This is a genomic window from Streptomyces sp. NPDC018947 (assembly GCF_044390505.1).
In the GTDB taxonomy this organism is placed as follows: domain Bacteria; phylum Actinomycetota; class Actinomycetes; order Streptomycetales; family Streptomycetaceae; genus Streptomyces.
Genome location: NZ_JBIRZD010000003.1, coordinates 398,374 through 423,869, shown reverse-complemented (window position 1 = coordinate 423,869; position 25,496 = coordinate 398,374). Strand labels below are relative to the sequence as shown.

General features: G+C 76.6%; 10 protein-coding genes, 1 pseudogene and 1 riboswitch. Of the genes and pseudogenes, 2 read left to right on the top strand and 9 right to left on the bottom strand.

Going from position 1 to position 25,496, the window contains the following annotated elements:
* Positions 1-148: 148 nt before the first annotated feature.
* On the top strand, positions 149-2,779 hold the full coding sequence (locus ACH499_RS09920; protein WP_399014760.1) for a CHAT domain-containing protein: 2,631 nt from the start codon (positions 149-151) through the stop codon (positions 2,777-2,779).
* Positions 2,780-2,839: 60 nt separating this feature from the next.
* Here ACH499_RS09920 and ACH499_RS09915 read toward each other — a convergent pair whose 3' ends face one another.
* Positions 2,840-4,762, bottom strand: a complete 1,923-nt coding sequence (locus tag ACH499_RS09915; protein WP_399014622.1) for a LuxR C-terminal-related transcriptional regulator — start codon at positions 4,760-4,762, stop codon at positions 2,840-2,842.
* A 71-nt stretch (positions 4,763-4,833) separates the two neighbouring features.
* Between ACH499_RS09915 and ACH499_RS09910 the strand changes: the two genes are divergently transcribed.
* A complete protein-coding gene (locus ACH499_RS09910) occupies positions 4,834-5,913 on the top strand; it encodes a M12 family metallopeptidase (RefSeq protein ID WP_399014620.1) in 1,080 nt (359 codons plus the stop codon).
* A 193-nt stretch (positions 5,914-6,106) separates the two neighbouring features.
* On the opposite strand, the gene ACH499_RS09905 is transcribed toward ACH499_RS09910, so the two are convergent.
* The 8 genes and pseudogenes from ACH499_RS09905 to ACH499_RS09870 form a co-directional block, all read right to left on the bottom strand.
* Positions 6,107-7,483 carry an NtaA/DmoA family FMN-dependent monooxygenase gene (locus ACH499_RS09905; RefSeq protein WP_399014618.1) on the bottom strand — a complete coding sequence of 459 codons (1,377 nt, stop codon included), beginning with the start codon at positions 7,481-7,483 and terminating at the stop codon, positions 6,107-6,109.
* A gap of 17 nt (positions 7,484-7,500) precedes the next feature.
* Positions 7,501-8,706, bottom strand: coding sequence for an LLM class flavin-dependent oxidoreductase (locus ACH499_RS09900; RefSeq protein ID WP_399014616.1), 1,206 nt, complete (start codon positions 8,704-8,706; stop codon positions 7,501-7,503).
* Positions 8,707-8,921: 215 nt separating this feature from the next.
* Positions 8,922-9,245 (bottom strand): annotated as a pseudogene (locus ACH499_RS09895) (amino acid ABC transporter permease); the annotation flags it as partial.
* 381 nt (positions 9,246-9,626) lie between these two features.
* Positions 9,627-9,735, bottom strand: a riboswitch (SAM riboswitch).
* A 53-nt stretch (positions 9,736-9,788) separates the two neighbouring features.
* On the bottom strand, positions 9,789-10,451 hold the full coding sequence (locus ACH499_RS09890; RefSeq protein WP_399014614.1) for a glutathione S-transferase C-terminal domain-containing protein: 663 nt from the start codon (positions 10,449-10,451) through the stop codon (positions 9,789-9,791).
* Positions 10,452-10,570: 119 nt separating this feature from the next.
* On the bottom strand, positions 10,571-10,693 hold the full coding sequence (locus ACH499_RS09885) for a putative leader peptide (protein ID WP_356200961.1): 123 nt from the start codon (positions 10,691-10,693) through the stop codon (positions 10,571-10,573).
* Positions 10,694-10,807: 114 nt separating this feature from the next.
* Positions 10,808-17,524 (bottom strand): beta-ketoacyl synthase N-terminal-like domain-containing protein, encoded by a 6,717-nt coding sequence (locus tag ACH499_RS09880; protein WP_399014612.1) that lies wholly within the window; start codon positions 17,522-17,524, stop codon positions 10,808-10,810.
* 56 nt (positions 17,525-17,580) lie between these two features.
* Positions 17,581-23,835 (bottom strand): SDR family NAD(P)-dependent oxidoreductase, encoded by a 6,255-nt coding sequence (locus ACH499_RS09875; RefSeq protein WP_399014610.1) that lies wholly within the window; start codon positions 23,833-23,835, stop codon positions 17,581-17,583.
* Between the two features lie 59 nt (positions 23,836-23,894).
* Positions 23,895-25,478: a PfaD family polyunsaturated fatty acid/polyketide biosynthesis protein gene (locus ACH499_RS09870; RefSeq protein ID WP_399014608.1), complete on the bottom strand. Its 1,584-nt coding sequence runs from the start codon at positions 25,476-25,478 to the stop codon at positions 23,895-23,897.
* Positions 25,479-25,496 lie beyond the last annotated feature (18 nt).

The window sequence follows — 25,496 nt, the reverse complement described above, 5'->3', positions numbered from 1 at the left end:
GCTGTGGTGACGGCGGTCGCCGGACGGTCGTCAATCAGAGTCCGGGGGCGGTCGATTGATACAGACTCGAACCTGTGGGACGTGGTTGCGGACCACTACCATCCGTGGGGTGACAGCGGGAAACGACTCGGTTCTCCGGCTGCTGCCGATGGTGTTCGCCGCCCCCAACGAGGCACTGGAGCGCGCGGGAGAGGTGCTCGAAGCCGACCCGTCGCCGCTGCACGCCTCGGTCGCCCACCAGGTGATCGGCATCTGGCAGCGGGACTTCGGCGACATGCGGCGGGCGCTGGCCCATCTGCGGCGCGCCCGCGATCTCGCGGCCCGGGCGGACTCGGCCGAGCGGGAGGCGGACGTGCTGGCCACGCTCGGGGTGGCGCTCGTGCACGCGGGGCGCACCCGGGAGGGCCTGGCCGCGTTCGAGCGCGGCGTGGCCCGCGGCACCGGGCACACCAGGGCGCGGGTGCTGTACCGGCGGGCGTACGTGTGGTGGGTGCTGGGCCGGCACGGCGAGGCGCTGGAGGACGTACGGCGGGCGATCCCGGTGCTGCGGCAGGCGGAGGACGTGATCTGGACGGCGCGGGCGCTGACGCTGCGGGCGACCGTGCACCTGGCGCTGGGCGCGGTGGAGCGGGCGGAGGCGGACTTCGCGGCGGCGGAGGCGCTGTGGGACACGACCGGCCAGGAGCACGACAAGGCCGACGCGGTGGAGAGCCGGGGGCTCGCGGCGTTCCGGTCCGGTGACGTGCCGGCGGCGCTGCGGCTGCTGGACGAGGCGGAGGAGCGGTACGCCAAGCTGGGCACGCCGACGTTCATGCTCACCATCCGGCGCTGCGAGGTCTTGCTGGCGGCGGGGCTGGCGCGGGAGGCGCTGGCCGAGGCGGACGCGGCGATCACCGCGCTGGACGGCATCGGCGGGCAGTCCACGCGCAAGGCGGAGCTGCTGCTGGTCGCCGCGCGGGCGGCGCGGCCGGCGGACGACACGCAGACCGCGATCGCGCGCGCGGCGCTCGCGGTACGGCTGTTCGCCGCGCAGCGGCGCACCTGGTACGAGACGCACGCCCGGCTGGTGCTGATCGAGGCGCGCGTCGCGGCGGGGCGGGCCTCGGGCCGGCTGGTCGCGGACGCCGCGGAGGTCGCGGAGCGGCTGGCCGCGTTCGGGGCGCCGGCCGCGCCGGAGGCGTCGCTGCTGGCGGGCCGGATCGCGCTGGAGCTGGGCTGGACGGCGGACGCGGAACGGCATCTGGCCGTCGCCGCGCGCAGCCGCCGCAGCGGGCCGCCGCTGGCGCGGATGACGGGCTGGGCGGCGCAGGCCCTGCGGGCCCGGGCGGCCGGGTCGACGCGGGGCGTGCTGGAGGCCTGCCGGCGGGGACTGGACGTCCTGGACGATCACCGGATGACGTTGGGCGCGTCGGAACTGCGGGCCCGGGCCACCGCGCAGGGCGCGGAGCTCGCGGCGATGGCACAGCGGGCGAGCCTGGTGTCGGGCGGGCCGCGGCGGCTGCTGGTGTGGAGCGAGCGGTGGCGGGCGACGGTCCTGGCGACGCCTCCCGCCCGGCCGCCGGCCGACCCGGCGCTGCTGAGCGGCATGACGGCGTACCGGGAGATCGCCGCCCGTGCGCAGGAGGCCCGGCTGGACGGCGGGCGGCCCGTGCCCGCGCTGGAGCGGGAGCAGCGGCGTCTGGAACGGGAGATCCGTTCCCGCACCCTGCACATGCGGGGCGAGGCGGCCGGGGACGGCGACCGGTTCGACGTGGACCGGCTGCTGGGGCGCCTCGGTGACGACGTGCGACTCGTGGAGCTGGCCGTGCTCGACGGCCGGGTGCACGTGCTGCTGTGCGGGCAGGGGCGGGTGCGGCGGTTCGCGGCCGGGCCGCTGGCCGAGGCGGAGCGGGAGGCCGAGTACGTGCAGGCGGGGCTGCGGCGGCTGGCGCATCCGGGCGCGGAGGCGCGGCTGCCGGTGGTGGAGGCCGCGGGGGTGCGCCTCCAGGAGCTGCTGCTCGGTCCGGCGGCGGCGCACCTGGGCTCCGGGCCGGTGGTGATCGTGCCGCCGGGGCGGCTGCACCGGGTGCCGTGGGCGCTGCTGCCCGCGCTGCGGGAGCGGGTGCTGAGCGTGTCGCCGTCGGCGAGCAGTTGGCTGCGCGCCCGCGAGACGGAGCCGCCCGCCGGGGGCCGCCGGGTCCTGGTGCGCGGGCCGGGGCTGGCGAGCCGCGGGGCGGAGGTGACGGAGCTGGCGGGCCGGTACGGGGACGGGGCGGAGGGGCCGTGGCGGGCGGGTGTTCCGCAAGGGCGCGCCAAGGGGCACGGTGTGCCGGTCGTGCTGGAGGAGGAGGGGGCGCGGGTGCCGCTGGTGCTGCGGGAGCTGGACGGGGCCGCGCTGGCGCACATCGCCGCGCACGGCACCTTCCGTGCGGACAGTCCGCTGTTCTCGTCGCTGCGGATGGCCGACGGTCCGCTGATCGTGCACGACTTCGAGCGCCTGGACCGCAGCCCGTACCGGATCATCCTGTCCTGCTGCGAAACCGCCCGCTTCGCGTCCGTCGGCGCCGACGAGCTGCTCGGGCTGGTCACCGCGCTGCTGCCGCTCGGCACCGCCGGGGTGGTGGCGTGCAGCGCCCCGGTCAACGACGCCGCGGTGGTGCCGTTGATGCTCGCGCTGCACAAGGGGCTGGACGCCGGGCTGTCCCTGGCGGAGGCGCTGCGCGACGCGCGGGCCGCGCTGCCGGGCGACGCGGTGCACCAGGCCACGGGGTGGGCGTTCTCGGCGTTCGGGGCCGCCTGACAGCGCGGCGTCGTGGGCCGCCCGACGCGGCGAAGGGCCGGGACGGCGCCGCGCTGCGCGTCAGGCGGGGCGCGTCTCGGGCAGGTCCACCAGCCAGGGCAGGGCCCCTCGGTCGCCGGCGCCGAGGCGGGTGTAGGCGCCGTAGAGATGGTTGCCGACGGTGCGTACGGAGAGGGTGAGCCGCTCCGCGATCTGGCGGTTGCTCAGTCCGGTGGCGGCGAGCGTGACGATCTGCCGCTGCCGGGCGGTGAGTTCGCCGAGCACCAGGGCGGACAGGGCGGGGGTGCGGGCGCCCTCGCAGCGCCGGGCGAGGGCGACGGCGCGGGTGCGGGCGGTACGGGCGGCGCGCGGGTCGCGGTGGGCGCGTACGGCCTGGGCGTGCGCCTCGGCGGCGAAGAGCAGGAAGCCGCGCCGCTCCAGTTCTCCGGCCACCCGGTCCAGGGCCGGTCCGTCGCCGCGGGCGAGGGCGTCGGCGTGCGCGGCGAAGACTCCGGTCAGCCGGCCGGCCGCCCGTTCCGGGGCGCCGAGCCGTACGGCGTCGTAGGGGTCCCCGTCGCCGGCCGCGCGGACGGCACCGTCGAGGTCACCGCGGACGGCGGCCGTCCAGGCGGCCACGGCGCCGCCCCGGTCGCCGGTCCCCGCGGGCCCGGGGCGGGAGGGGCCGGTGCCGGTCCCCCGCTCGGGCGGCCGGGCATCGACGGCCCCGGCCCGCCTCGGCCCGCCGGTCACCGTCGCTTCGCCCGACTGGGCCGCCGCGAGGGCGAGTTCGGTCAGGCACCGCGGGTCCTCGGCGTCCTGCCGCAGGCCCTCGCGGGCCCAGGCCGCCGCCTCGCGGAGCCGGCCGCGCAGCCGGGCGAAGCGTGCGCGCACGGCCGCGTCCCCCGCGGGCACCGGGACCCCTTCCGCGACCAGCCACTCCCCCACGGGCGCCCACGAGTCCCGTACGTCGGCCCGTTCGATCCGGCGGTTCAGGGCGCTGGTCTCCGCCGCCAGGGCGGGGCCGCACCGGTCCGGGGCGCCGGTCAGCCTGCGGGCCCGCAGCCGGCCGGCCGCGGCGCGCAGCACGGGCCCGTGCAGGGGGTGGGCGAGCCGGATGGCGCCGTCGTCGTCGACGCGGACCAGCCCCTCCGTCTCCAGCCGCTCCAGGGTGCGTACGTCGAGGGTGTCCGGGCCGAGGGACAGGGGCTCGGCGAAGGCGAGGCGGTCGAGCGTCTCGCGATCCTCGGGGCGGGCGCGGTCGAGCAGGTGCGCGGCACGTTCGCGCACGGCCGGGGTGACCGGCACCGGGCCCCGCCACGCCCGCACGTCCGTGCCGGCGACCGGGGTGAGCAGTCCGCGTTCCCGTACGGCGGTCAGCAGTTCGCGCAGCAGCCGCAGGTCTCCCCGGCACAGGCGGTGCAGCCGGCCGGCGGTCAGCGGGTCCAGCGCGCAGCCCGCGCCGGCCGTGAGCAGTTGGGCCGTCTCCTCGCGGGGCAGCGGTCCCAGGGCGAGCCGGGGCAGCAGCTCGCCGGTCCACAGCCGGGACACCGCGCGGGGCACCGGGGCGCCCTCGGTGGCGACGACCAGGAGCCGGGTGCGGCCCTGTACCGCGAGCTGGTGCACGAGCGCGGCGGAGGCGTCGTCGAGCAGGTGCGCGTCGTCGACCAGCAGCAGGCGCGCGCCGGACAGGAGGCGTACGGCCCGGTGCAGGGTGACGGTCTCGGGCAGCACAGGGGCGAAGGCGGCGAAGGGGACGCCGCGGGTGTCGGGCGTACCGGCCACGCGGACGCAGTCCGTGCCGCGGGCGGCCTCCGTCACGAGCCGGGTCTTGCCCCGGCCCGCCGGCCCCGTCACCACCATGCCGCTCCGTCCGGCGGCCAGCGACCGGCGCACCAGCTCCAGTTCGTCCGCGCGGCCGGTGAACGGCCAAGGCGGTTCGGGTGTCCTCGCGTCCCGCGCGGACGTCGTCACAGTCGTCACGGCAACAGGAGCCGGCCTACTCATTCCTGATACAGGGGGACTTGAGCAGATCCCGACTCAGGTGCCGGGACCGCCGGGAGGGCAGGCTGGGCGCCATGACCGCACGCTACTGCTCGCTCGCGCGGCAGCCCGCCCCCGCGTATCCGCCGGGGCTGGCCGCCGAGCGGCACGCCGCGCTCGTCGGCGGGCGGCGGATGTGGGTCAACGGCACGGTGCTGCACTACTGCTTCCTGGACGGCAACACCGACACCTCGGTGGTCCCCCTGCGGGGCGCCGGCCGGCCGCGGCGGGGTCCGTGGACCGGCACCGAGAATCAGCGGGCCGTGGTGCGCGACTGCTTCCGGGAGTGGCAGGACCTCGGGATCGGGCTCGTCCTCACCGAGGTCGAGGACCGCTCGGAGGCCGAACTGCGCATCGGTTTCCGGCCCGGCGACGGTTCCTGGTCGGCGGTGGGGCGCGACGCGCTCGGCGCGGGCCTGAACGACCGCACCATGAACTTCGGCTGGGACCTGACCGCGCCCGGGGAGCGCGCGACCGCCCTGCACCAGATCGGCCACGCGCTCGGCATGCTGCACGAGCACCAGAGCCCGTACGCCGGCATCCTCTGGGACGACGAGGCGGTCTACGCCGAACTGGCGGGGCCGCCCAACCACTGGAGCCGGGAGCGGACGTTCCACAACATCCTGCGCAAGCTCGACTCGGACGAGGTCAACGGCCCCGTCTGGGACCCGCAGTCGATCATGGAGTATCCGTTCCCGTCGGGGCTGATACTGGAGCCGGAGCACTACCGCGCGGGGCTCCGGCCGCCGGGCACCCTCTCGGCGGCCGACAAGGAGTTCGCCCTGCGCTGGTATCCGCCGGCCGGACGGCCCGGTCCGCTGGTGCCGTTCCGGTCGGTGCCGCTCGGTCTCGGGCCGGGCGAGCAGGCGGACTTCCGCGTCGATCCGCCGGAGACCAGGCAGTACACCGTCGGCACGTTCGGCGACAGCGACGCCGTCGTCGTGGTCTTCGAGGAGCGGGACGGACAGCCGCGCTTCCTCGCCGGCCGGGACGACGGCGGAACGCCCCGCAACGCCACGATCAGGGCCCGTCTCGTGAAGGGCCGCCGCTATGTCGTCCGGGTGCGCCTGTACTCCTGCTGGGGTGCGGGCGAGACGGCGGTCATGTGCTGGTGACGACCGCACGGCTCCCCGGCACCCGGGCGGCCGGCCGCAGTCCGGCGCCGGGGGCCGGCCGGGGACGTCCCTTCGGGGGAGGTGACGTCCCCGGCCCGCGCCGTGTCCGCCGCAGGGGGGCGGCGGACACGGCCGCGTTCGACGGGCGGGGCCCAGCGTCCGCGAGGGGCGGTCGGGCCGGTGGCGTGGAACCTCAGGACGCCGCCCGTTCCGCGGCGCGTGCCGCGTCGGGGTGGGCGAGGCCGAGGTGGTCGCGCAGGGTGGTGCCCTCGTAGTCGGCGCGGAAGACGCCCTTCTCCTGGAGCAGCGGTACGACCGTGTCGGCGAACTCGTCCAGGCCCGTGGGGGTGAGGTGCGGGACGAGGATGAAGCCGTCGGCGGCGTCCGCCTGCACGTATGCGTCGATGGTGCGGGCGACGGTGGCCGGGGACCCGACGAAGGTCTGCCGGCTGCCGGTGTGGATGACGAGGTCGCGGATGGACCACTTGTTGGCCTCGGCGAGCTCCCGCCATGCGCGGGCGGTGGCCGGCGGGTCCCGGTACATGCGCACCTGGGCCCGGCCGCGGGCGATGTGGTCCCCGGCCACGTCCGGGTCGATGTCGGGCAGCGGGCCGTCGGGGTCGTAGCCGGACAGGTCGCGGTTCCAGACGAACTCGAGGTGCTTGAGGGCGGTGGCCCCGCTGACCTGCTGCCGGCGGACCTCGCGGGCCCGTTCCTCGGCGTCCGCGTCGGTGTCGCCGAGGACGAACGTGGCGGCCGGCAGGATGAGCAGGTCCTCGGGGCGGCGGCCGTACCTGGCGAGGCGGCTCTTGACGTCCCGGTGGAAGGCCCGGCCCTCCTCCAGGGTGGCGTACCGGCTGAAGACGGCGTCCGCGTCGGCGGCGGCGAACTCGCGGCCCTCCTCGGAGTCCCCGGCCTGGAAGATCACCGGGCGGCCCTGCGGGGAGCGGGGGACGTCGAAGCGGCCGTGGATGTCGAAGTGGTGGCCCCGGTGGACGAAGGCGCCGGCCTCGGCCTCGGCGAGGAAGGTGCCGGTGACCGGGTCGGCGACGATCTCGTCCCCGCGCCAGGAGTCGAAGAGTTCGTGGGCGGTGGCCAGGAACTCGCGGGCCCGCGAGTAGCGTTCCCGCTCCGGCAGGAAGCCGCCGCGGCGGAAGTTCTCCCCGGTGAAGGCGTCCCAGGAGGTGACGACGTTCCACGCGGAGCGTCCGCCGGAGAGGTGGTCGAGGCTGGCGAACTGGCGGGCGACCTCGTAGGGCTCGTTGAAGGTGGAGTTGATGGTGCCGGCCAGTCCGAGGCGGTCGGTGACGGCGGCGAGCGCGGCGAGGACGGTGAAGGTGTCCGGGCGGCCGACGACGTCCAGATCGTGGATGCGCCCGCCCTGTTCGCGCAGGCGCAGGCCCTCGGCGAGGAACAGGAAGTCGAACTTGGCGCGTTCGGCGGTCCGGGCGAAGTGCGTGAAGGAGCTGAACTCGATGTGGCTGCCGGCCCGCGGGTCGCTCCACACGGTGGTGTTGTTGACGCCGGGGAAGTGCGCGGCCAGGTGGATCTGCTTCAGCGGCTTGGTCATGGCGGGGGTCCTCCGGCTCAGGCGGTGGCGGTGGCGTAGCGGTTGGCGGGGCGGGCGAGGCCGAGGAGCCCGCGCAGGGTGTCCGCCTCGTAGGCGTCGCGGAAGAGCCCGCGGCGGCGCAGCTCGGGGACCAGGCCGCGGGTGATCGCCGGCAGGTCGTGCCCGAGTACGGCGGGTCGCAGCCGGAAGCCGGTCAGCCCGGCGGTGGCGAACTCCTCCAGCAGGTCGGCGAGTCGGGCCGGGGTGCCGGTGAAGACGCGGGCGTCGCTCGTGTACGGCTCTCCCGCGCTCTCGTCCAGGCGGTTCTTGCGGGCGTCGGCCTCGGCGGGGTCGTCGTCCAGGAGGACGACCAGGTCGGCGAAGACGTGCAGCGGCTCGGCGGCGCGCCCGGCCGCCTCCTGTTCGGCGCGGATCTCCGCGACGATCGCGTGTGCCTCGGCGGTGTCCCGCGGGGTGACGTAGCCGACGTCGGCCTGCCGGGCGAGGAGCCGGTACGGCACGCTCCAGTGGGCGAGGGCGGTGACGAGGGGCTGGCCCTGCGGGGGCCGGGGCGTGATGGAGGGGCCCTTGACACTGAAGTGCGGGCCCCGGAAGTCGATGTAGTGCAGCTTGTCCCGGTCGACGAAGCGGCCGGTGGCCACGTCCCGGATCTCGGCGTCGTCCTCCCAGCTGTCCCAGAGCCGGCGGATCACCTCGACGTGGTCGGCGGCCTCGTCGAACAGGCCGGCCACCAGCTCGCGGGCGGCCGGGCTCTCGTAGCTCTCGATGCGCGGGAGGGTGCGGCGGCCGAAGTGGGCGGCCTCGTCGGGGCGGGCGGAGATCTTCACGCGCACACCGGCGCGGCCGGTGCTGACGTGGTCGAGCGTGGCGATCGCCTTGGAGACGTGGAACGGCTCGGTGTGGGTGGCGGTCACCGTCGGCACCAGTCCGATGTGCCGGGTCAGGGGCGCGATCCGGGACGCGATCAGTACGGCGTCGAGCCGGCCGCGCACCTGGTCCGTGCGCTCGTCCGGGCCGAGGAGGCGGGAGGACTGCGGGGCGAGACCGTCCTCGATGGTCACGAAGTCGAGCAGGCCGCGTTCCGCCTCGGCCACGAGGCCGGCCCAGTAGGCGGCGGTGAACAGCTCCGTGGGGCGGGCGGCGGGGTCGCGCCACGATGCGGGGTGCCAGCCGGTGCCCTCCAGGGCCACGGCGAGGTGCAGGGGGGTGGGAGTGGTGGACACGGGTGTGCCTTCCTGGTCGTCCGTACGGGTACGCGGGCCTCGCGGTGGCGGGGCGGTGATCAGGGGCGGCAGCGGGCGCCGGCCCGCCGGCGGCGGTGCGCGGACGGTGCCGCCAGCTGCGGCCGGGCGGAGTGTGCCGGGGACCGCTCCCGCTCCGTCACGGCGTCTCGGGGACGTCGGCGGGTTTGAGCCGTACCGCCACCGGGTCCGGTTCGGCTGCCGGAGAGCCGGGCGGGGGCGGGCAGCACACCGCCCGGCAGACCGGACACGGCGCTGAGCGCGGCCACTTCGAGGGTGACGAGGAGGCCGTCGAGGACCGTGGGGCGCGGGAACCGGTGGCGGAAGCGGTCCCACTGGTGGACGGTGCCGGTGGCCAGGCCGTGGACGACCTCGGCGACGACGACCAGGACGGCCGCGGTGGCGATCCGGCGTCCGGGCCGGCGCGGGGGCGGCACCCGCTGGACGGCGGGCGGCCGGGGTGCGGCGGGGGTGGGCGGTGCCTCGGCGGGGGACACGGCGGCACCCGGGGGTTCGCTCATGGGAGGACTCCGGGGGATTCGGACACCCCGGGGTCGTGCGGTGAGCCGCTGGAGCGTCGCGGAGCGGCGGGAACCGCTCCGCCGCGCGAGGAGGCGCACGGGGAGGCACGGGACCGGGGCGGGAAGGACAACGGCACACCGCTCGGGCGGTGTTCGTCGTGGCCGTGCGACCGTCGCGGGCGTCGACGCTCGGGAAGGAGGTCAGCCTCGGCGGCGGTCGCGGCCGCGGCCGGTACACAGTGCGCTGCTGACGCGGAGCAGATCGACGCTCCGGTCGGCGACGAGCGGGCTCGGGTACGGGCGCAGGTGACCCCGGGGGCGGTGGTCCGCCGTCCTGGGAGCTGCGTCCATGTCCGTCACCGTCACCGTTCCGGCCCGTGGGCCTCGCGCTCGCCGAAGTGTCGTCCGGTCCGGTCGTCACCCGGGGCACCCCACCGCGGAGCGGGGGTCGCCGGTCAGCGGCCGGCGCTTGTCGCCGACGCCCATGACCGTACTTGGTCCGCAAGTAAGGCAGTTGACCGTTCGCGTGTCAACGCCGTCCCGTCAGGTGGGACGGCCTTCGAGATGGCGGGCGAAGGCCGGGTGCGTGCCCAGGCGCCGCACGTGGGCCCACAGGGCGGGGTGGTCGCCCGTGCGGTACGCGGAGGTGCCGAGCCGGGTGAGGGCCACCCAGACCTCCACGTCGGCCGCGGTGAGCCGGTCCCCCAGCACATGGCGGCGGGCGGTCAGCCGCTGCTCCAACTGGTCCCGCGCGGCCGGGTCGGCCGCCCGCGCGCAGAGCTGTTCGACGGCCTCGATCGCGGCCTCCGCGCCGCGGGGGTACAGCTCCGGGCCGGCCGAGGCGAAGTGCCGGGCGAGGTCACGCATGATGTCGGGCGCGTGCGTGCTGACGATGCGGCCCGACCAGCCGTCGCTGAGCACCGGCGCGACGGCCGGCCCCCGGTAGTGGTGCGCGCTCGCCTCGTACAGCGGGCGCAGCACCGAGTGGCCGCCGTCGGGACAGTCGGGTTCGGGGTCGAGGAGGCTCACCGGACACACCTCGTCGAGCCCCAGGAGACCGTGCACGACCGCGACGCGGAGACTGTCGCCGTGGCCGGGTGAGAGGTGGAGGCGGTAGCGGCGCGGCACGGCGTAGTGGCCGCTGCGCGGATCGCGGCCGACGCGTCCCCGGAAGGCGGGGGCGGGGGCGAGCGGTGTGACGGACATGGTTCTCCCCGGGTGCGGGCGCGCGCGGGGGCACGCGCGGCGGAGGCGGCGGGCTGCCATGAGCGGACACCGGGGGCGGGCGGCACCCGTGCGGGACCGCACGCCCGGTGCCGGACGGCTCAGCGCGGCGAGCTGATGGCGCTGCAGACGCGGAGGAGGTCGATGTGACGGCGGGAGGTGAGCAGGGGGCAGGCCGCCGGCGTACCGCTCGCGTCGCGGGTGACCGGCTGGAGGCGCCCCATGATTCCCTACCCGTTCACTAGGATTACCAGGGAAGTGTCGACCGGCGTCCCGGACGCGTCAAGGGGGCGTCCACGCGGTGGTCCGCGATGTGGGCCGGGAGGCCCGCCGGCCCGTCACCGGACCGGTCGGGGCGGCGCGTCGGACACCACCCGCGTGCCCAGGCCGCGCACCCGGTAGATGCAGGTGTCGTCGGCCCACAGCACCGCGTCCGCGATCGCGTAGGGGCCCCGCGCGTCCGTCCCTCTCTCCGTGATGTCCATGTCCACCCTGATCAGCCTGTTGGCCGGGGTGACCTGGCCACGATAGGTCCAGGTCGTCTCACGGCCCGGCAGCACGGGCTCGAACCGCGGGTGCGGGACGCCGTCCGCGGCGCCGTGTGCGAGGAGGTGGTACTGGAGGAGCTGGCACATGGCCTCCACGCCCAACGACCCCGGCTGCACCGGGTCCTGGAAGAAGTGGGCGCGGAAGAACCACTCCCCCGGGTCCACGTCCTTCTCCGCCCGCAGCCGTCCGAGCCCCGCACCGCCCCCGTCCGGCCAGTGGCCGGTGATCCGGTCGAGCATCAGCAGCATGGGGCCCGGCAGCCGCGGCCGCCCCGCGCGGTAACGGGCGGGCCGGACGCCCAGGTCGACCGTGGTGCCACCCGGCTCGTCGAGCCGGTCCCGGGCCCCGGCCGGCACCGGCACGCCCTGCTGGTGGTCGAAGGCGGACGGCGGGAAGTACCCGAAGACGGTGGAGAGTTCGAACAGCGGCGCGCCGTCGGCGGTGCACCTCACCTCGAACGACTCGATGATCATGTCTCCGCCGCGGGAGACGCGGGTCAGCTCGGCGTGTGTGCGGATCGTGCCGGTCGCGGGGGTGACCTCGCCCATGACCGTGCCGGACCCGTCGAGGTTGCGGAACAGCAGATCCGTGCCGGTGGTCAGCGCGCTCCCGGCGTACGAGGCCAGCCAGCCGCAGGGCTGGAGCGCGACCTCCATCAGGACGCCGAACGGCATGGCGTGGCCGCCGCTCTGCTCGAAGTACCAGGCGCGGTCGGGCACGTCGTACTCGGCGACGACCGTGCTGCCCTCCCGCAGGCGGCCCTGAGGACCGTCCACGGACACGATCCGGCTCATGAAGTGGTACGGCGGTCCCGGCAGCCGCGCGACCCTGCGGGTGCCGTCGAAGGGCTCGTACATGGTGCCGAAGGCCTCGCTCGGCCTGCCCCAGGCGCACGCCAGCAACGAGGCGTAGTCGAAGGGGAGTCCGTCGGCCGACGTCGCCACGGGGGTGCGTTCCCGGTGGCCGGCGAGTCCGCCCAGCACGGGCAGCGGGAGCGGTGTCCCGTCCTCCTGCGCGGCGGGTGGTCCGAGGTGGCGCCACTGCGACAGCGGCCAGTCGGGCACCAGGCGCAGCGCCACGTCCCTTCCCAGGAAGGCGTGTTTGCCGTCCACCGAGCCGAGCACGTCCGCGTGGAGCGTCGGCACCGGTCCGGCCGAGACACCGCGTACGAACACCTCGTAGACGATCCGCCGGCTGGCCGGGGTCGCCTGGCCTCGGCACATGGCCCGGCCGGCGCGGCCGGCGACGGGCTCGAAGCGCCAGCCGTCGCGGTCCACGGTGTGCCCCATGGCCGCCAGGCAGAACGCCATCGCCTGGAAGCCGCCCTGGAGCATGAGGGTGCCGGGCATGCACGGATCGTTCTTGAAGTGTCCCTCGAAGTACCAGTCGTCGGGCGACACGGGTGTCTCGGCCCGCAGATACCCGCGGCCCCACGGTCCTCCGGCCGGGTCGAAGGCGGTCACCTCGTGCAGGAGCCGCAGCCGGCCGTCGTCGATGCCGGGCGGGCGGACGTGGGCCGCGGTCGCCTCCCAGCCGGGGCCGAAGCAGTCCGCCGGGCGTCCCTGGGCCAGGGACCGCACCTGGTCGGCGGTGAAACGGGTCCGTGTGCAGCGCACGGCGGGCGGATCGGCCGGCAGGTCGTCGCCGGGCGGCCGCTCGGCGGGGTCCCAGCGCACGCCGCCGCCGTTCTCCAGTTCCCCGGGCGTGAAGAACCCGGCCTGTCCGTCGCGGACGCTGAGCCGGAGTTCCCCGTCCACGTAACAGTCGTAGTGGAAGAACGACAGCCGGACGCCGTCGTGTTCGGCGTGGCCGTCGACGTGGATCTCGTAGCGCAGGGTCTCACCGGCCCGTGGCGGGCTGCCGTGGTACGTCAGGGTGCAGCCGAGCAGCCGGTACGCCCGTTCCCCCCGGTTGAGCAGGTCGATGCCCAGCCAGCTCAGCAGGAGCAGGTCGGCCTGGCCCGCCTCGACGACCAGGCCGGCCGGCATGCGCCCGGTGGCGTCCAGGTACCAACTGCCGGGCAGGACGTCGGTCTCCGTCCAGATCGTCCCGTCGGTGCGTACCGGGCCCTTCGCGGCGAGCGCCGCCGGCACCGCGTCGATGCCGGTGACGCGGTCCGCGAACAGCATGGGCGGCGCGGGCATCCGCGTCTGCACCGGGTACGCGTCCTGCTCGGCGAACCGGGGGCCGAACAGGGCGGAGATGTCGCCGGTGGCGAGGTGCTCCAACTGGGCCCGGTCGAACACCGGGCCCGGGCGGGAGGCGAGCGGGGGTCCCTGCGGAGGCGGAGGCGTGGGGCGAGGGGCGTGTGGGGGTGCGGGGGCGGGCGCCGGATCCGATACGGGCGCGGGCGCCGGGGCGTGTGCGGGGGCGGGCGCCGGGCCCTGCGCGGAGGCGGCGACCTGGCCCAGTGCCGAGGCGGGGGCCGGGCCCTGTGTCGTGGCGGGCGCCGGGCTGTGTGCCGAGGCGGGGGCGGCGGGACGGGTCAGGGCGGTCACCGCCAGGGCCGACATACGGAGGAAGCGCTGGTGGGCCTCGGTGTGTCCGGCGAGGACCTCCTGGTGCAGGGCGGCGACGCGCTCGCTCTGACGGACGGCCAGGGCGTGGGCACCCGCCGAGTGCGGCCCCGGCACCGGGCGGGACGCCGGACCGGCGTCCCGAGCCCTCGGCGGGGCGGGCTGTCCGGCGATGGCGGGGCCGGGCACGGTGACGGCGCCCGGCCGGACAGCGCCTCCCGGGGAGGCCGGACCGGGCACGGTGACGGTGGCCCGCGGGGCGGCGTCGAAGCGCGGCACCGGGGCCAGTTCCGGGGCCCGGGGCAACGTCGGCACCGCCTCGTCCGGCTCGGGCAGGCGGGGAGGGCCGGGGAGGGGGACGGTGACGGAGGGGCCGGGGCCCGGGGTCTCGGTGGCGGCCTCGGCGAGCCGGGCGAACAGGCCGTCGGCGCGTACCGGCACGCCCGCGGCCACGAGTTCGGCCACCGCCAGGCAGGTCTGCCGCAGCCCGGTGCCCGGCGCGTCCAGTGCCACGGCCACGTGGTCCCGGTCACCGAGCACCCGGGTGATCCAGCCGGTGCACAGCCTGCGCGGCCCGTGCTCGACGAAGACGCGGACACCGTCGGCCCACGCCTGCTCGACCGTGGCCGCGAAGTCGATGGTGCTCATGCCCTGCGCGGTGAGCGCCTCCGCGGCCCGCTCGGCCGTCGGCCGGTACGCCCGCCCGGTGGCCCCGCTGTAGAACCGCACCCCGGGCACGTCGACGGTGGGGTGGAGGTGGGCCGCGCGCCACACCTCGCGGACCTCCGCCAGTTCCGGGGCGTGGGCGGCGAGGTCGTAGTCGAGCCGGATGGCGCGGTCGGCGCCGATCCTCGCCACCACGGCCGCGCAGGCCCGGGACTCGCCCCCGATGACGCAGATCCCGGGCGCGTTCACCGCCATCAGGTGGACGGCCGGCTCCTCGGCGAGTTCGGCCCGTACGGCTTCCATCGGGGCACTGATCAGGTAGCTCGACCAGTGGCGGCCGGGCAGTCCCCGGCGTTCCCAGTGGCGTCGGACCGCCCTGAGTTCTCCGGTGAGTTCGGTGGTGAACAGTCCGCTGTCGCGGGTGGCCCGGTACAGCGCCGAGACGTCCGGCCAGACGCCGAGCGCCACCAGGGCGGCCGATTCGCCGGACGAGTATCCGAGGGCGGCGTCGGGGCGCAGCCCGAGCACGTCGCGGGTGAGGACGGTGTGGAACACGGCGAGTTCGGCCGCGGCCCAGATCTGCTCGAACACCCCGTGCTCCGCGGCGGGCCGCAGCCGGGTGCCGGTCGCCCGGTTCCCGGCCCGGACGGTGTCGCCGAGCGAGGGCAGCGCGAGCAGCAGTTCGCGGCCCATGCCGGGGTAGGCGGCCGAACCGTTGGTGTAGACGAACGCGGTCTGCCCCGTGACCGGGCGGTCCCGGTACAGCACGTCGGCCGGGCGGGCCCCGCCCTCGGCCAGCCAGCGGCGCGCGGCCTCCCTGCGGTCGGGGAACCTGTCGTCGTCGGCCACGAGGGCCAGCCGGGCCGGCCCCGTGTCGGACTCCGCGCCGCGTTCCAGCGCGGCCAGCACCTCCCGGCGGCCGGCCCCGGAGTAGACGTGCAGGCGCGGCGCCGGGCCCCGCAGCAGCGGCCGGGGGTCCGCGGCGCGCAGCCGGACTCCGGTGGCGGGGCCGTCCATCGGCGTCACCTCGGCCCGCGCGGTGTGCGGGACGGTCGTGACGTCGGCGGGAGCGTCCGGCCGCGGTACGGCGCGGTGCTGGAGGGCAAGCGCCGCGACCGCGACACAGAGCAGTCCGGACGCGGCGTGCGCGTGTCCGAAGACCGACGCCGGGTCGAATCGCGCGTAGGGTCCGTCCCCGACGACCAGGTCGGGTGCGCCGGCGGTGTCCTCGTCGAGCACGGCCAGGACGGTGTCGCCGTCCCGGCGGGCGGCGGCGAGGGACTTGAGGACGAGGACGACGGCGGCGTCACCCGCCTCGTCCGTACGGCCGAGTTCGCGCCGGGCGCTTCGGTGGACCGCCTCGCAGGACCGGTCGGTGGCTCCGACGAGCGCGGCGTCGGCCTCGCCGGACCGCACGGCCCGGGCCCCGAGCTCCAGCGCCACCAGGCCGGACGCCTCCTCCGCGCAGACCACGAACCCCGCTCCGCCCAGGTCGAGTTGGGTGCTGATCCGGTTGGCCGCGAGGTTCGGCATGCTGCCGACGACCCCCTCGGCGGTCATGGGCGGCCCGAACGCGTCCCGCGCCTGTTCCTCCGCCGAGGCCGTCACGGGCAGCCCGGCACGCTCCAGCCAGTGCGGCACCCGCCAGCGGGCGCCCGCCCGGGCCACCTCGGGGTCCACTCCGGCGCCGACGACCACCACGGTCCGCTCGCGGGGCAGGCGCACCGACCGTACGGCCTCCCGGGCCGCCTCCAGCACCAGCAGCTGCTGGGGCGTCGTCCGCCGCAGAGTCACGGGCGGGAAGCACAGGTCGCGCAGTTCCACGGCGATCTCCCGCACGGGGCCGCGCCGTTCACCGTCCAGCACCGCACGCCGGAAGTCCTCGGTGCGGGCGCCGTCGCCGACCCGGGCCCCGAGGGCGACGATCGCCACGGGGGTACGGGCGTCCGCCGGCTCCCGGGGCGGTACGGGCACGGCGGCGGGCCGGGGGCGCCGCGGCGGGGCGGAGGCGGGGACCTCGTCCGGGAGGTCCACCACCAGGTGAGCGTTGGTCCCGCCGAACCCGAAGGCGCTCACCGCCGCCCGCCGCGGCCCGGACCACGGTTCGGGTGCGTTCAGTACGCGCAGCGGCGTGTCCGCCAGCGCCTCCAGCGGCCGTTCCGCCCCGAGCGTGGCGGGTCGTACGCCCGCCCGCAGCGCGCCGAGCACCTTCAGCAGCCCGGCCGCGCCGGCCGAGGCCAGCAGATGCCCGACGTTCGACTTGACCGAGCCGATGGGCACGTCGTCGCCCGCCCCGAAGACCTTGGCCATGCCGCGTGCTTCCACCGCGTCGCCGACCGGTGTTCCCGTGGCGTGGCACTCGACGAGCGACACGGTGCCGGGATCGACGCCCGCCCTCTCGTACGCCAGGCGCATGGCGCGTACCTGGCCCTCCTCCGCGGGGCTGATCAGCCCGGCGCCCCGCCCGTCGTTGGACAGCCCGATGCCGCGGATCACGCCGAGCACGGACAGCCCGGCGGCGCGGGCGTCGGGCAGCCGCATCAGGGCGACGAATCCGGCGCCCTCGCCGTGCAGCAGCCCGTCCGCGTCCCGGTGGAAGGGCCGGCTGCGTCCGGTGCGGCTCGTCGCCGACAGCCCGCAGAAGCCCACGTGCAGGTAGAGGGGGTCCGGGCGGCTGACGGCGCCGGCCACCACGAGGTCCGCCGTGCCGTCGTGCAGCCGGTCGCAGGCCAGCTTGACGGCGTACAGCGACGAGGCGCAGGCGGCGTCCAGGGACCAGGCGCCCGCGCCGAGCCCGAGGGCCCGGGCGGCGAGGAGGGCGGGCAGGCCTGCCGAGAAGCGGTCGCGGGCGTCGGGCCGCTCGCCCCCGAGCAGGGCGTCCCGGAGCGGGGGCCGGCCGGACAGCCAGACGTGCTCGGCGTACTCGGCCCCGCCGGCCGTGGGGTAGAGGAGGTTGCCCAGCACCAGTCCCGCCCGTGGCAGCGGGCCCTCCCGGCCGGCCTCCGCGAGCGCCTGCCGGACTCCGTACAGGACCCAGTGGAAGAGCGGGTCCAGGGACACGATGTCCTCCGGGGGGATCCGGAAGCCGCTCGGGTCGAAGACGGACTCGAAGTCCCTCACGTATCCGCCGACATCCGTCCAGGTGCGGTCGAGGTGGTCGCCGACCCGTCCCATCGCCCGCTCGCGCGGCAGCCGCCACCGGCCCTCGGGGGCGGGCGACAGGCTGGAGCGGCCCGCGGCGATGTTCTCCCAGAAGGTGTCCGGGTCCAGGGCGCCGGGCAGCACACAGCCCCGTCCGACGACGGCGATCGGTTCGAATGACATGCGGTCTCTCACTTGGCGGCGGAAGGGGCCGGTGGCCGGGGGCTCAGGGGTGTTGTTCAGGAGGGGCGGCCGACGAGCTCCACGCCGAGCAGTTCCAGCCGGACGGCTCCGTCGGCGTCGATCAGTGCCGCGTCGCAGCGCGCCCCCGTGTCGTGGGCCTTGCGTCCGCGCACCACGCACCGCACGGTGCCGTCCACCGGGCCGGGCCGGTGGACCCTGCACTCCGCGACGGCCATCGGCAGCGTCGCCGCGCCGAGCGCGCCCCGGGCCCACAGCAGGGCCAGTTGGAGGGCGCCGTCCACGGCGGCCGGGTCGAGCGGCCAGTGCTCACCCGGCCATCCGAGGTCCCGTACGCCGGCCACCGTCGCCTCGGCGCCGCTCTCCGACACCCCGCGCAGGGTGCGCACGCAGTGGAACCGGGGTCCGTGGAAGAGGACTTCGCCGTCGTACAGAGCGGTGCCGTCCAGGGGCTCCAGGTCGTCCGGGGCGGTCCACCCGGCCGGGTCCGGCCGGTCCGTCCCGGTGTCCAGGACGGCCCGGAAGTGCGTCGTGCCGTTCTCCCCGCGCACCTCCGCCTCCACCCCCGACGGCGAGCCGGCCGGGCCCCGGCTGCCGTGCACGGTGATCCGGTGGCCGGCGCCGGCGAGGTCGGGCAGGGCGTACTTCTGGTAGACCCGCAGGTCGCGTACGACGAGGGAACCGGCGTCCGGCAGCCAGGCGGCGGCCGCCCCGGCGAGCCGGTCGAGGACCATCGCCACGGGCAGCACGGGCACGTCACCGGGCGCGTGGTCGGCGAGCTGGGGCAGGGTGTCCGCGCGGAGCGTCAGTTCCGCCGGGCGCGGGTCTCCGGCCGGCGACAGGGCCGTCGGTTCGTCCCCGGCCACCAGGACGACGCGGGCCTCACCGGCCGGGCCGTCCAGCTCCGCCGTGCAGGCGGACGCGCCCTGGTCGAGGGGGATCAGCGGGACGCCGGTGCGGCCGAAGTGCTCCGCCAGGGCGGGCGTGACCATGCCGCCCTGCCACGGCCCCCAGGCCACGCAGCGCACCAGGCAGCCGGGGCGGCGGGCCTGCTCGGCGGAGGCGACCTGGGCCAGGATCTCGTTGGCCATGGCGTAGTCGCTCTGCCCCGCGTTGCCGAACACGGCGGCCACGGACGAGAACAGGCAGATCACCTCCAGCGGGTCGTCCGCCGTGGCCTCCAGCAGCGCGCGCAGCCCGGCCGCCTTGGTGGACATCACCCGCTCGACCTGCTCCTCGGTCTTGTCGGCGATCGTCTTGTCGGCCAGCACGCCCGCGCCGTGCACGATGCCGGTGACCGGCCCCCAGGCGCCGCGCACGTCGCGCAGGGCGGCGGCGACGGCCTCGCCGTCACGGACGTCCACCTGGACGTACCGGACCGGGGAGCCCGCCGCCTCCAGTGCCGCGACGGTGGACCGTACTTCGCGGGCGGCGAGGACCTCCCGGGCCCGTGCGGCGAGCCGGGCGGGCGACGGGTGCGGCTCGTCGCCGGCGAAGCGCTCGGCGAGCAGCCGGGTGAGCGACGGTTCGTCGGTGGCCCCGGCCAGCCCTTCGGGCTCGGGGCCGGGCGCGGTGCGCCCGAGCAGCACGATCCGGGGGCGGTGGGTCCTGGCCAGGTCCAGCAGCGCGGCCGCGGTGACTCCGCGGGCGCCTCCGGTGGCCACGATCACCGACGCGGAGGTGATCCGCGGGGTGCTCTCCGGCGCGACCGGAGCGGGCACCGTGCGCGGGGCGGTGCGGGTGCCGTCGGCGCGCAGGCCCACCTCCGGTTCGGAACCGCCCTGGAACAGTTCCCGCACGATCGCCTCGGCGACCTCCTCGTCGCCGCGGCCGCCCCGCTCGCAGTCGAGGGCCCTGACCGAGGCGTCCGGCCACTCCTTCGCCGCGGTCCTGGCCAGTGCGGCGACGCCGCCCAGCCAGGCCCGGTCGCACGCGCGGCCGCCGAGCCCGAAGTCACCTCCGGTGTCCTGCACGGTCACGAACACCGCGCCCCGGCCGGCGGCCGCCCGGGCCGCCAGGGCGCGCGCCGCGCGGAACGCCGAGAGGTGGACGTCCCGCGCGCCTTCCGGCGTGGCGTCCCCGGTCAGCGCGCCGAGGTGGACGACGCCGTGGGCGTCCTCGGGTACGTCCGCCGCGACGGTGGCGTCCACGCCGCGCTCGGCCAGCTTCCGGGCGACGAGGCCGGCGAGCGCGATGCCGTGCGGGGCCGCGCCCGTCACCACGAGGGGCCCGTCGAGGAGGCCCGCCACCGCGAGGCCCGACGGGGCGGACGGCACGGCGCGCGGTACGAGCCTGGTGAGCGGTCGCCGCCGCACCGCCTCGGTCCGCGGCGGGACGGCGGCCTCCCGGACGGCCGGCTGCTCGGCAACGGGGACGACGGGTGCGGCTGTCGCCCGGGGGCTCCCCGGGGCCGGGGGGTCCGCCACCGCGTCCCCCGCCGGCCCGGTGGGGCCGGTGAGCGCCGCGACGATCTCGCGCAGGGTACGGAGTCCGCCGAGCCGGCCGACGTCCCCCGTCGCCACGTCGCCCACTTCCTGGCGCACGGCCGACAGGATCTCGACGCGCTTGATCGAGTCGACGCCCAGGTCGGCCTCCAGCTCCATGTCCGCGTGGAGCATGTCGGTGGGGTAGCCGGTGAGCCGGGCCACCACCGAGATCAGCAACCGCTCCAGTTCGGACGCCGACATCGGCGTCGCGTGGTCGTCCGGTGACGGAGCCGGCGCCGGGACGGGGAGCGGGGAACGCGCCTCGACGGCCACCTCGGCCGACGCCGCCGGGCCGGGGGCCGCGGGTGCGGGGGGTTCGGGCGCGGGGGGCTCGGGCGCGGGGAGGGCGCCGGTCGCGGCGGGGGCCGCCGGCACGGGTGCCGGGTCCCTGCGGGCCGGGGCGGGGCGGGGCTGCGGCACGGGGGCGTGCCGGACCGGCACGTCCGGCACTCCGCCGGCGGCCGGGGCGCCGAGCATCGCCGCGAGGGTGTTCTCGGTCATCCGGAGGAAGGCGACATGGCTGTCGGTCAGCATCCGCTGGCAGGCCGCGTGCGCCTCCGCCGTCCGCCGCTGCACGCTCTCCACCGCGGCGTACCAGCCGGCGCCGGGGCCGGCCGCGGGTTCGGCGGCGTACGGGGAGGGCGCTCCGGGGACGGGGCCGGGGCCGTACGGCGGCTCGGCTCCGTAGGCGTGCTCCGTCCCGTACTCCGGCGCCCTCGGGCCGGGGACGGGCGCGGTGCCCCGGACGGGTACGGAGTCGTACGCGGACGTCGCTTCGTGGGCGGGCGTCGGGTGGTACGCGGGTGCGGATTCGTACACGGGCGTGGAGTCGTCAGCGTGCGTGGAGTCGTACACGGGCGTGGAGTCGTGAGCGGCTGCGGAGTCGTGTGCGGGCATCGGGACCACCGGGGCGTCGGTCGTGGGGCGGGCGGGGGCGGGGGCGGCGCCGGGACGGGGCGCGGGCTCCGGCGGCGGAGCGGAGGGATCCGGGGCGGGCGGCGGGTAGGCCCGCCCGTGGTTGGCTCCGCTGATCTTCACGGTCATCCGGGGCGCGCGCTCCTTCGCTGCGGGTCCGGGCAGGGCGTACGGCGCCCAGAGCGGGTCGAGGTCGAGGGGGACCCCTCGGACGGCGAGTTCGCCGAGGGCGGTGTGCAGGGTGGTGACGCCGGACCGTCCCGGCCGGTCCAGGGCGACGGCCGCGTGCTCGCGGTCGCCGAGGATCTGCCCGACCAGGCCGGTCAGGGCGGCGCCCGCGCCGGCCTCGACGAAGGTCCGCACGCCGGCCGCGTACATCGCCTCGATCTGGTCCTGGAAGAGCACCGGTGCGGTCAGGTGACCGGCGATCCGGTCACGTACCTCGTCGGGCGGCGACGGGTAGGGGGCGGCGTCCGCGTTGCCGTAGACCTCCGTCCGGGGCTCCGTGAACGGGACCGTGCGCAGATACGCGGCCAAGGGCTCACCGGCCCGGGCGACGAGGGGGCTGTGGAAGGCGGCCGACGTGGCCAGCCGGCGCGTGCCGACGCCCTGGGCCGCGAAGGCCCTCTCGGCGCGCGCCACGGCCTCCTCCGTACCCGAGAGGACCACCTGGCGCGGGGAGTTGAGGTTGGCGGGCCAGATGTCGCCGGACGCGGCACCGGCCAGGACCTCCGTGACGCGGTCGCGGTCGGCGGCCACGGCGAGCATCGCGCCCGGTGTGCCGGCCGCGTCCCGCATCAGCTCGCCGCGTCTGCGGGCCAGACCGACCAGCGCCTCGGCGTCGAGGGCGCCCGCGCGGTGCAGTGCCACGAGTTCGCCGAAACTGTGGCCGGCCACGCAGTCGGGTCGCAGTCCCAGGCCGCTCACCACCTCCAGCAGCGCGAGCGCGTGCACGGCGAGCGCCGGCTGCGCCCACTCGGTGGCGGCCAGGCGCGCGGCGTCGGCCGCGCGGTCCTCGTCGGTGAAGGCGGGCGGCGGGAAGACCACGCGGTGCAGGGGCCGCCCGTCGAAGGCGGTGCCGCCCAGCCGGTCCCACACGGCCTGGGCGGCCGGCGACAGCATCGCCAGGTCGGCTCCCATCCCGACGTACTGGGCGCCCTGCCCCGGGAACAGGAAGGCGATGCGGCCGGGGCCGGTGTCCCCGGCGGCGTACCGCACCCCGGTCGGCGTGGAGAACGGTGTGCCGGGGTCGCGGCGGATCCGTGCGAGCGCCTCGGCGCACTTGTCCCGCAGGTCCTCGACACCGGTGGCGACCACGGCCAGCCGCAGGGGGTCCGCGGGCGAGAACGTACGGTGGCTGTCCCGGGCGATCGCGGCGAGCGTGCGGGTGTCCTCCGCTTCCGGCGGCACGAGGCCGGACGGCGACGAACCGCTGAGGAGGACGAGTTCGTCCGGCACGGTGCGCCGGCGCGGCGCCGGCCGGGCCGCCGTGCCCGCGGGGACGTACTCCTCCAGGGTGACGTGGAAGTTGCTGCCCCCGAAGCCGAAGCTGGAGACGGACGCCCGGCGCGGATGGCCGGCGGACCGGACCCACGGCCGGGCCGCCGTGTTGACGTAGAAGGGGCCGTCCGGGTCGGCGGCCGCCGCGACCGGCCGGTCGACCTTGATGGTCGGCGGCAGCACCTTGTGGTGCAGGGCCAGGACCGCCTTGAGGAGCCCGGCCGCGCCCGCCGCGCACTTGGTGTGCCCGATCTGCGACTTGACGGAGCCGATGGCGCACCACCGCCCGTCCGTACGGCCGGTCGCCGTGAACACCTCGCGCAGCGCGGTCAGTTCGGCGCCGTCACCGGCCTTGGTGCCGGTGCCGTGGGCCTCGACCAGCTCCACGGTGTCGGGGCCGTAGCCCGCCTGCTCGTAGGCGCGCCGCAGGGCGCGTGCCTGACCGTCGGGCAGCGGCGCGTAGATCGCCGCGCTCCTGCCGTCGGAGGAGGTGCCGACGCCCCGGATCACCGCGTGGATCCGGTCGCCGTCCCGCTCCGCGTCGGACAGCCGCTTGAGGGCGTACATGATGACCGCCTCACCGAGCATGGTGCCGTCCGCCGTGTCCGCGAACGGGCGGCAGTCACCGGTGCGGGACAGCGCGGGGGTCTTGGAGAAGCACAGGAACATCCCGACGTCGTTGCCGGTGTCGACGCCCCCGCTGATCACCAGGTCCGCCCGGCCGAGGGCCAGTTCGCCGACGGCGGTGGACAGGGCGGCCAGGGAACTGGCGCAGGCTGCGTCGGTGGTGTGGTTGATGCCGTGCAGGTCGAAGCGGTTGGCGATCCGGCCGGCGACGACGTTGCCGAGCAGACCGGGGAACGTCGACTCCTGCCACGGGCTGAAGTGCGCGGAGATGCGGTCGCACACCGCCTGGGCCTCCGGTTCGGCCATGCCGCTCTCCCGCAGCGCCTTCAGCCACAGCGGCCGGTGGGCGCGCCCGTACATGTGCGGGAGCAGTTCCAGGGCGGCGGTGCCGAGGACGACGCCGACCCGGTCCCGGTCGACGGTGCCGAGGCCCCCGGCATCGGCCAGTGCCTGGTCGGCGACCATCAGGGCGAGAAGCTGGGCGGTGTCCGTCGCGGTCAGGTTGGCGGGCGGCACGCCGTAGGCGAGGGGGTCGAAGTCGACCTCCGGCAGGAAGGCGCCCCGGCGGGCGTACGTCTTGTCGGGGGCGGACGGGTCGGGGTCGTAGTGGTCGGCCACCAGCCATCGGGAGGCGGGCACCTCGGTGATCAGGTCCCGGCCGCCGGTCACGATCCGCCAGTATCCGGCGGTGTCCGTCGCGCCGGGCACCAGGGCGCCGGCCCCGATCACGGCGACGGGCACCTGTGTGGCGGGGGTGCGGGACACGGTCTCTCCTCGGGGTCGTACGACGGCTGCGGCCGGCCTCGCGGTGGGGTCCGGGCCGTTCACGCCGGCCCGTACGGGGTGCAGGTGAATGCCTCGGGCGGCAACGGAAGGCCGTGGGCGCGCAGTTGGTGGGCGCGGGTGAGCACGGCGGCGCCCTCCAGCAGGCTGAGGGCGATTCGTACGACGGACCGGTTCGCCGGCTCGGCCAGGAACGAGCCGGCGACCCAGCGGTTGAAGGCGCCCATCGCCGGTCCGCACCAGATCTGGTAGTCGGTGCGCCGGGAGGTCTCGCCGCTGATCGCCCACCGGCTGGAGCTGCCGAGGTACCAGCGGAAGACCAGCGCCATGCGGTGCTTGGGGTCGGCGAGGGCCCGGCTGATCTGCGCGGGGTCGCGGCGTTCCCAGAACGCGCGCGTGCGCTGCCACACCTCGTCGAACGAGGCGCGCAAAACGTCCCGTTCGAGCACGGCGCGTTCCGCGGCGGGGATCTCCTCCAGCGAGGCGTGCGTCCGGTAGGCCGTGTGGAGGCGGCCGGCCCGCCGGGCGAACATCGTGCCGCGGGAGAGCACTTGCAGGGTGACGCCGAGTTCGAACATGTCCGCGGCCGGTGCCATGGCGACGTCGGCGACGTCCGCCTCGCAGAGCATCGCCTTGGCGTCGTCGGACAGGCCCGCCTCGACGGCCGTCTGGTTCACGGATCCGACGACGACGTAGGAGGCGCCGAGGGCGAAGGCGGCGGCCAGCGCGTCCGGGGTGCCGAGCCCGCCGGCCGCGCCGATCCTGACCGGTGCGCGGTAGCCGAACCGCCGGCACAGCGCGTCGCGGAGCAGGGCGATGCGCGGCAGCAGGGCGGGCAGGGGGCGGTTGTCGGTGTGGCCGCCGCTGTCGGCCTCCACGGTGATGTCCTCGGCCACCGGCACCTGGGCCGCGAGCCGGGCCTCCTCGGCGGTCAGGCTGCCCCGGTGGACGAGCCGGTCCAGCAGCCCGGCCGGGGCGGGCGACAGGAACCGCTCGGCCACCTCGGGCCGGGAGACCTTGGCGAGGACGCCGGTGCGCCGCACGATCCGGCCGTCGGCGCCGCGGGACAGCCCTCGGGCCGAGCAGAGCACGACGGCCGGGGTCAGCTCCATGAACGCCGACGCCGAGATCCGGGGCACCCCGCAGCGCAGCAGCAGTTCGGCGACGCGGAACTCCAGCGCGGGTTCCGCCGGGGAGTGGATGAGGTTCACGCCCCAGTTGGTACGGGAGCGCAGTTCCCGGGCCAGCGTGTGCACGGCCCGCTCCACCTCGCCGTACGCGAGGCCGCCGGCGCCGAAGAAGCCGAGCATCTCCGCGCGGGCCATCGCCGACACCATGCGGGTGGTGGCGATGCCGTTCGCCATCTCCCCCGCCACGTACGGGAACCGGACGCCGTGCGCCTCGCAGAAGGTGCGTCCGCCGAGCCATTCGGGGTACAGCGGGGGCAGCGTGCCGAGCACGGGGCCGTCGGGCACGGGGCCGGTGGCGAGCCCCAGTTCACGTCCGCCGGGCGCGGTGACGATGTGGACGGGTTCCCTGATCCGCCGGGCGCGGACGGCGATCTCCTCGGGGGAGAAGACCGGCCGGTGCGCGACGGGGCCGTGGGGGGCGGGGAGGACGGACACGGAGGGGCTCCAGCGGGC

Coding starts and splice junctions, on each gene's coding strand:
- ACH499_RS09905 (WP_399014618.1), bottom strand. CDS start 7,483: ATGACCAAGCCGCTGAAGCAGATCCACCTGGCCGCGCACTTCCCCGGC.
- ACH499_RS09890 (WP_399014614.1), bottom strand. CDS start 10,451: ATGTCCGTCACACCGCTCGCCCCCGCCCCCGCCTTCCGGGGACGCGTC.
- ACH499_RS09920 (WP_399014760.1), top strand. CDS start 149: ATGGTGTTCGCCGCCCCCAACGAGGCACTGGAGCGCGCGGGAGAGGTG.
- ACH499_RS09915 (WP_399014622.1), bottom strand. CDS start 4,762: ATGAGTAGGCCGGCTCCTGTTGCCGTGACGACTGTGACGACGTCCGCG.
- ACH499_RS09885 (WP_356200961.1), bottom strand. CDS start 10,693: ATGGGGCGCCTCCAGCCGGTCACCCGCGACGCGAGCGGTACGCCGGCG.
- ACH499_RS09910 (WP_399014620.1), top strand. CDS start 4,834: ATGACCGCACGCTACTGCTCGCTCGCGCGGCAGCCCGCCCCCGCGTAT.
- ACH499_RS09880 (WP_399014612.1), bottom strand. CDS start 17,524: ATGTCATTCGAACCGATCGCCGTCGTCGGACGGGGCTGTGTGCTGCCC.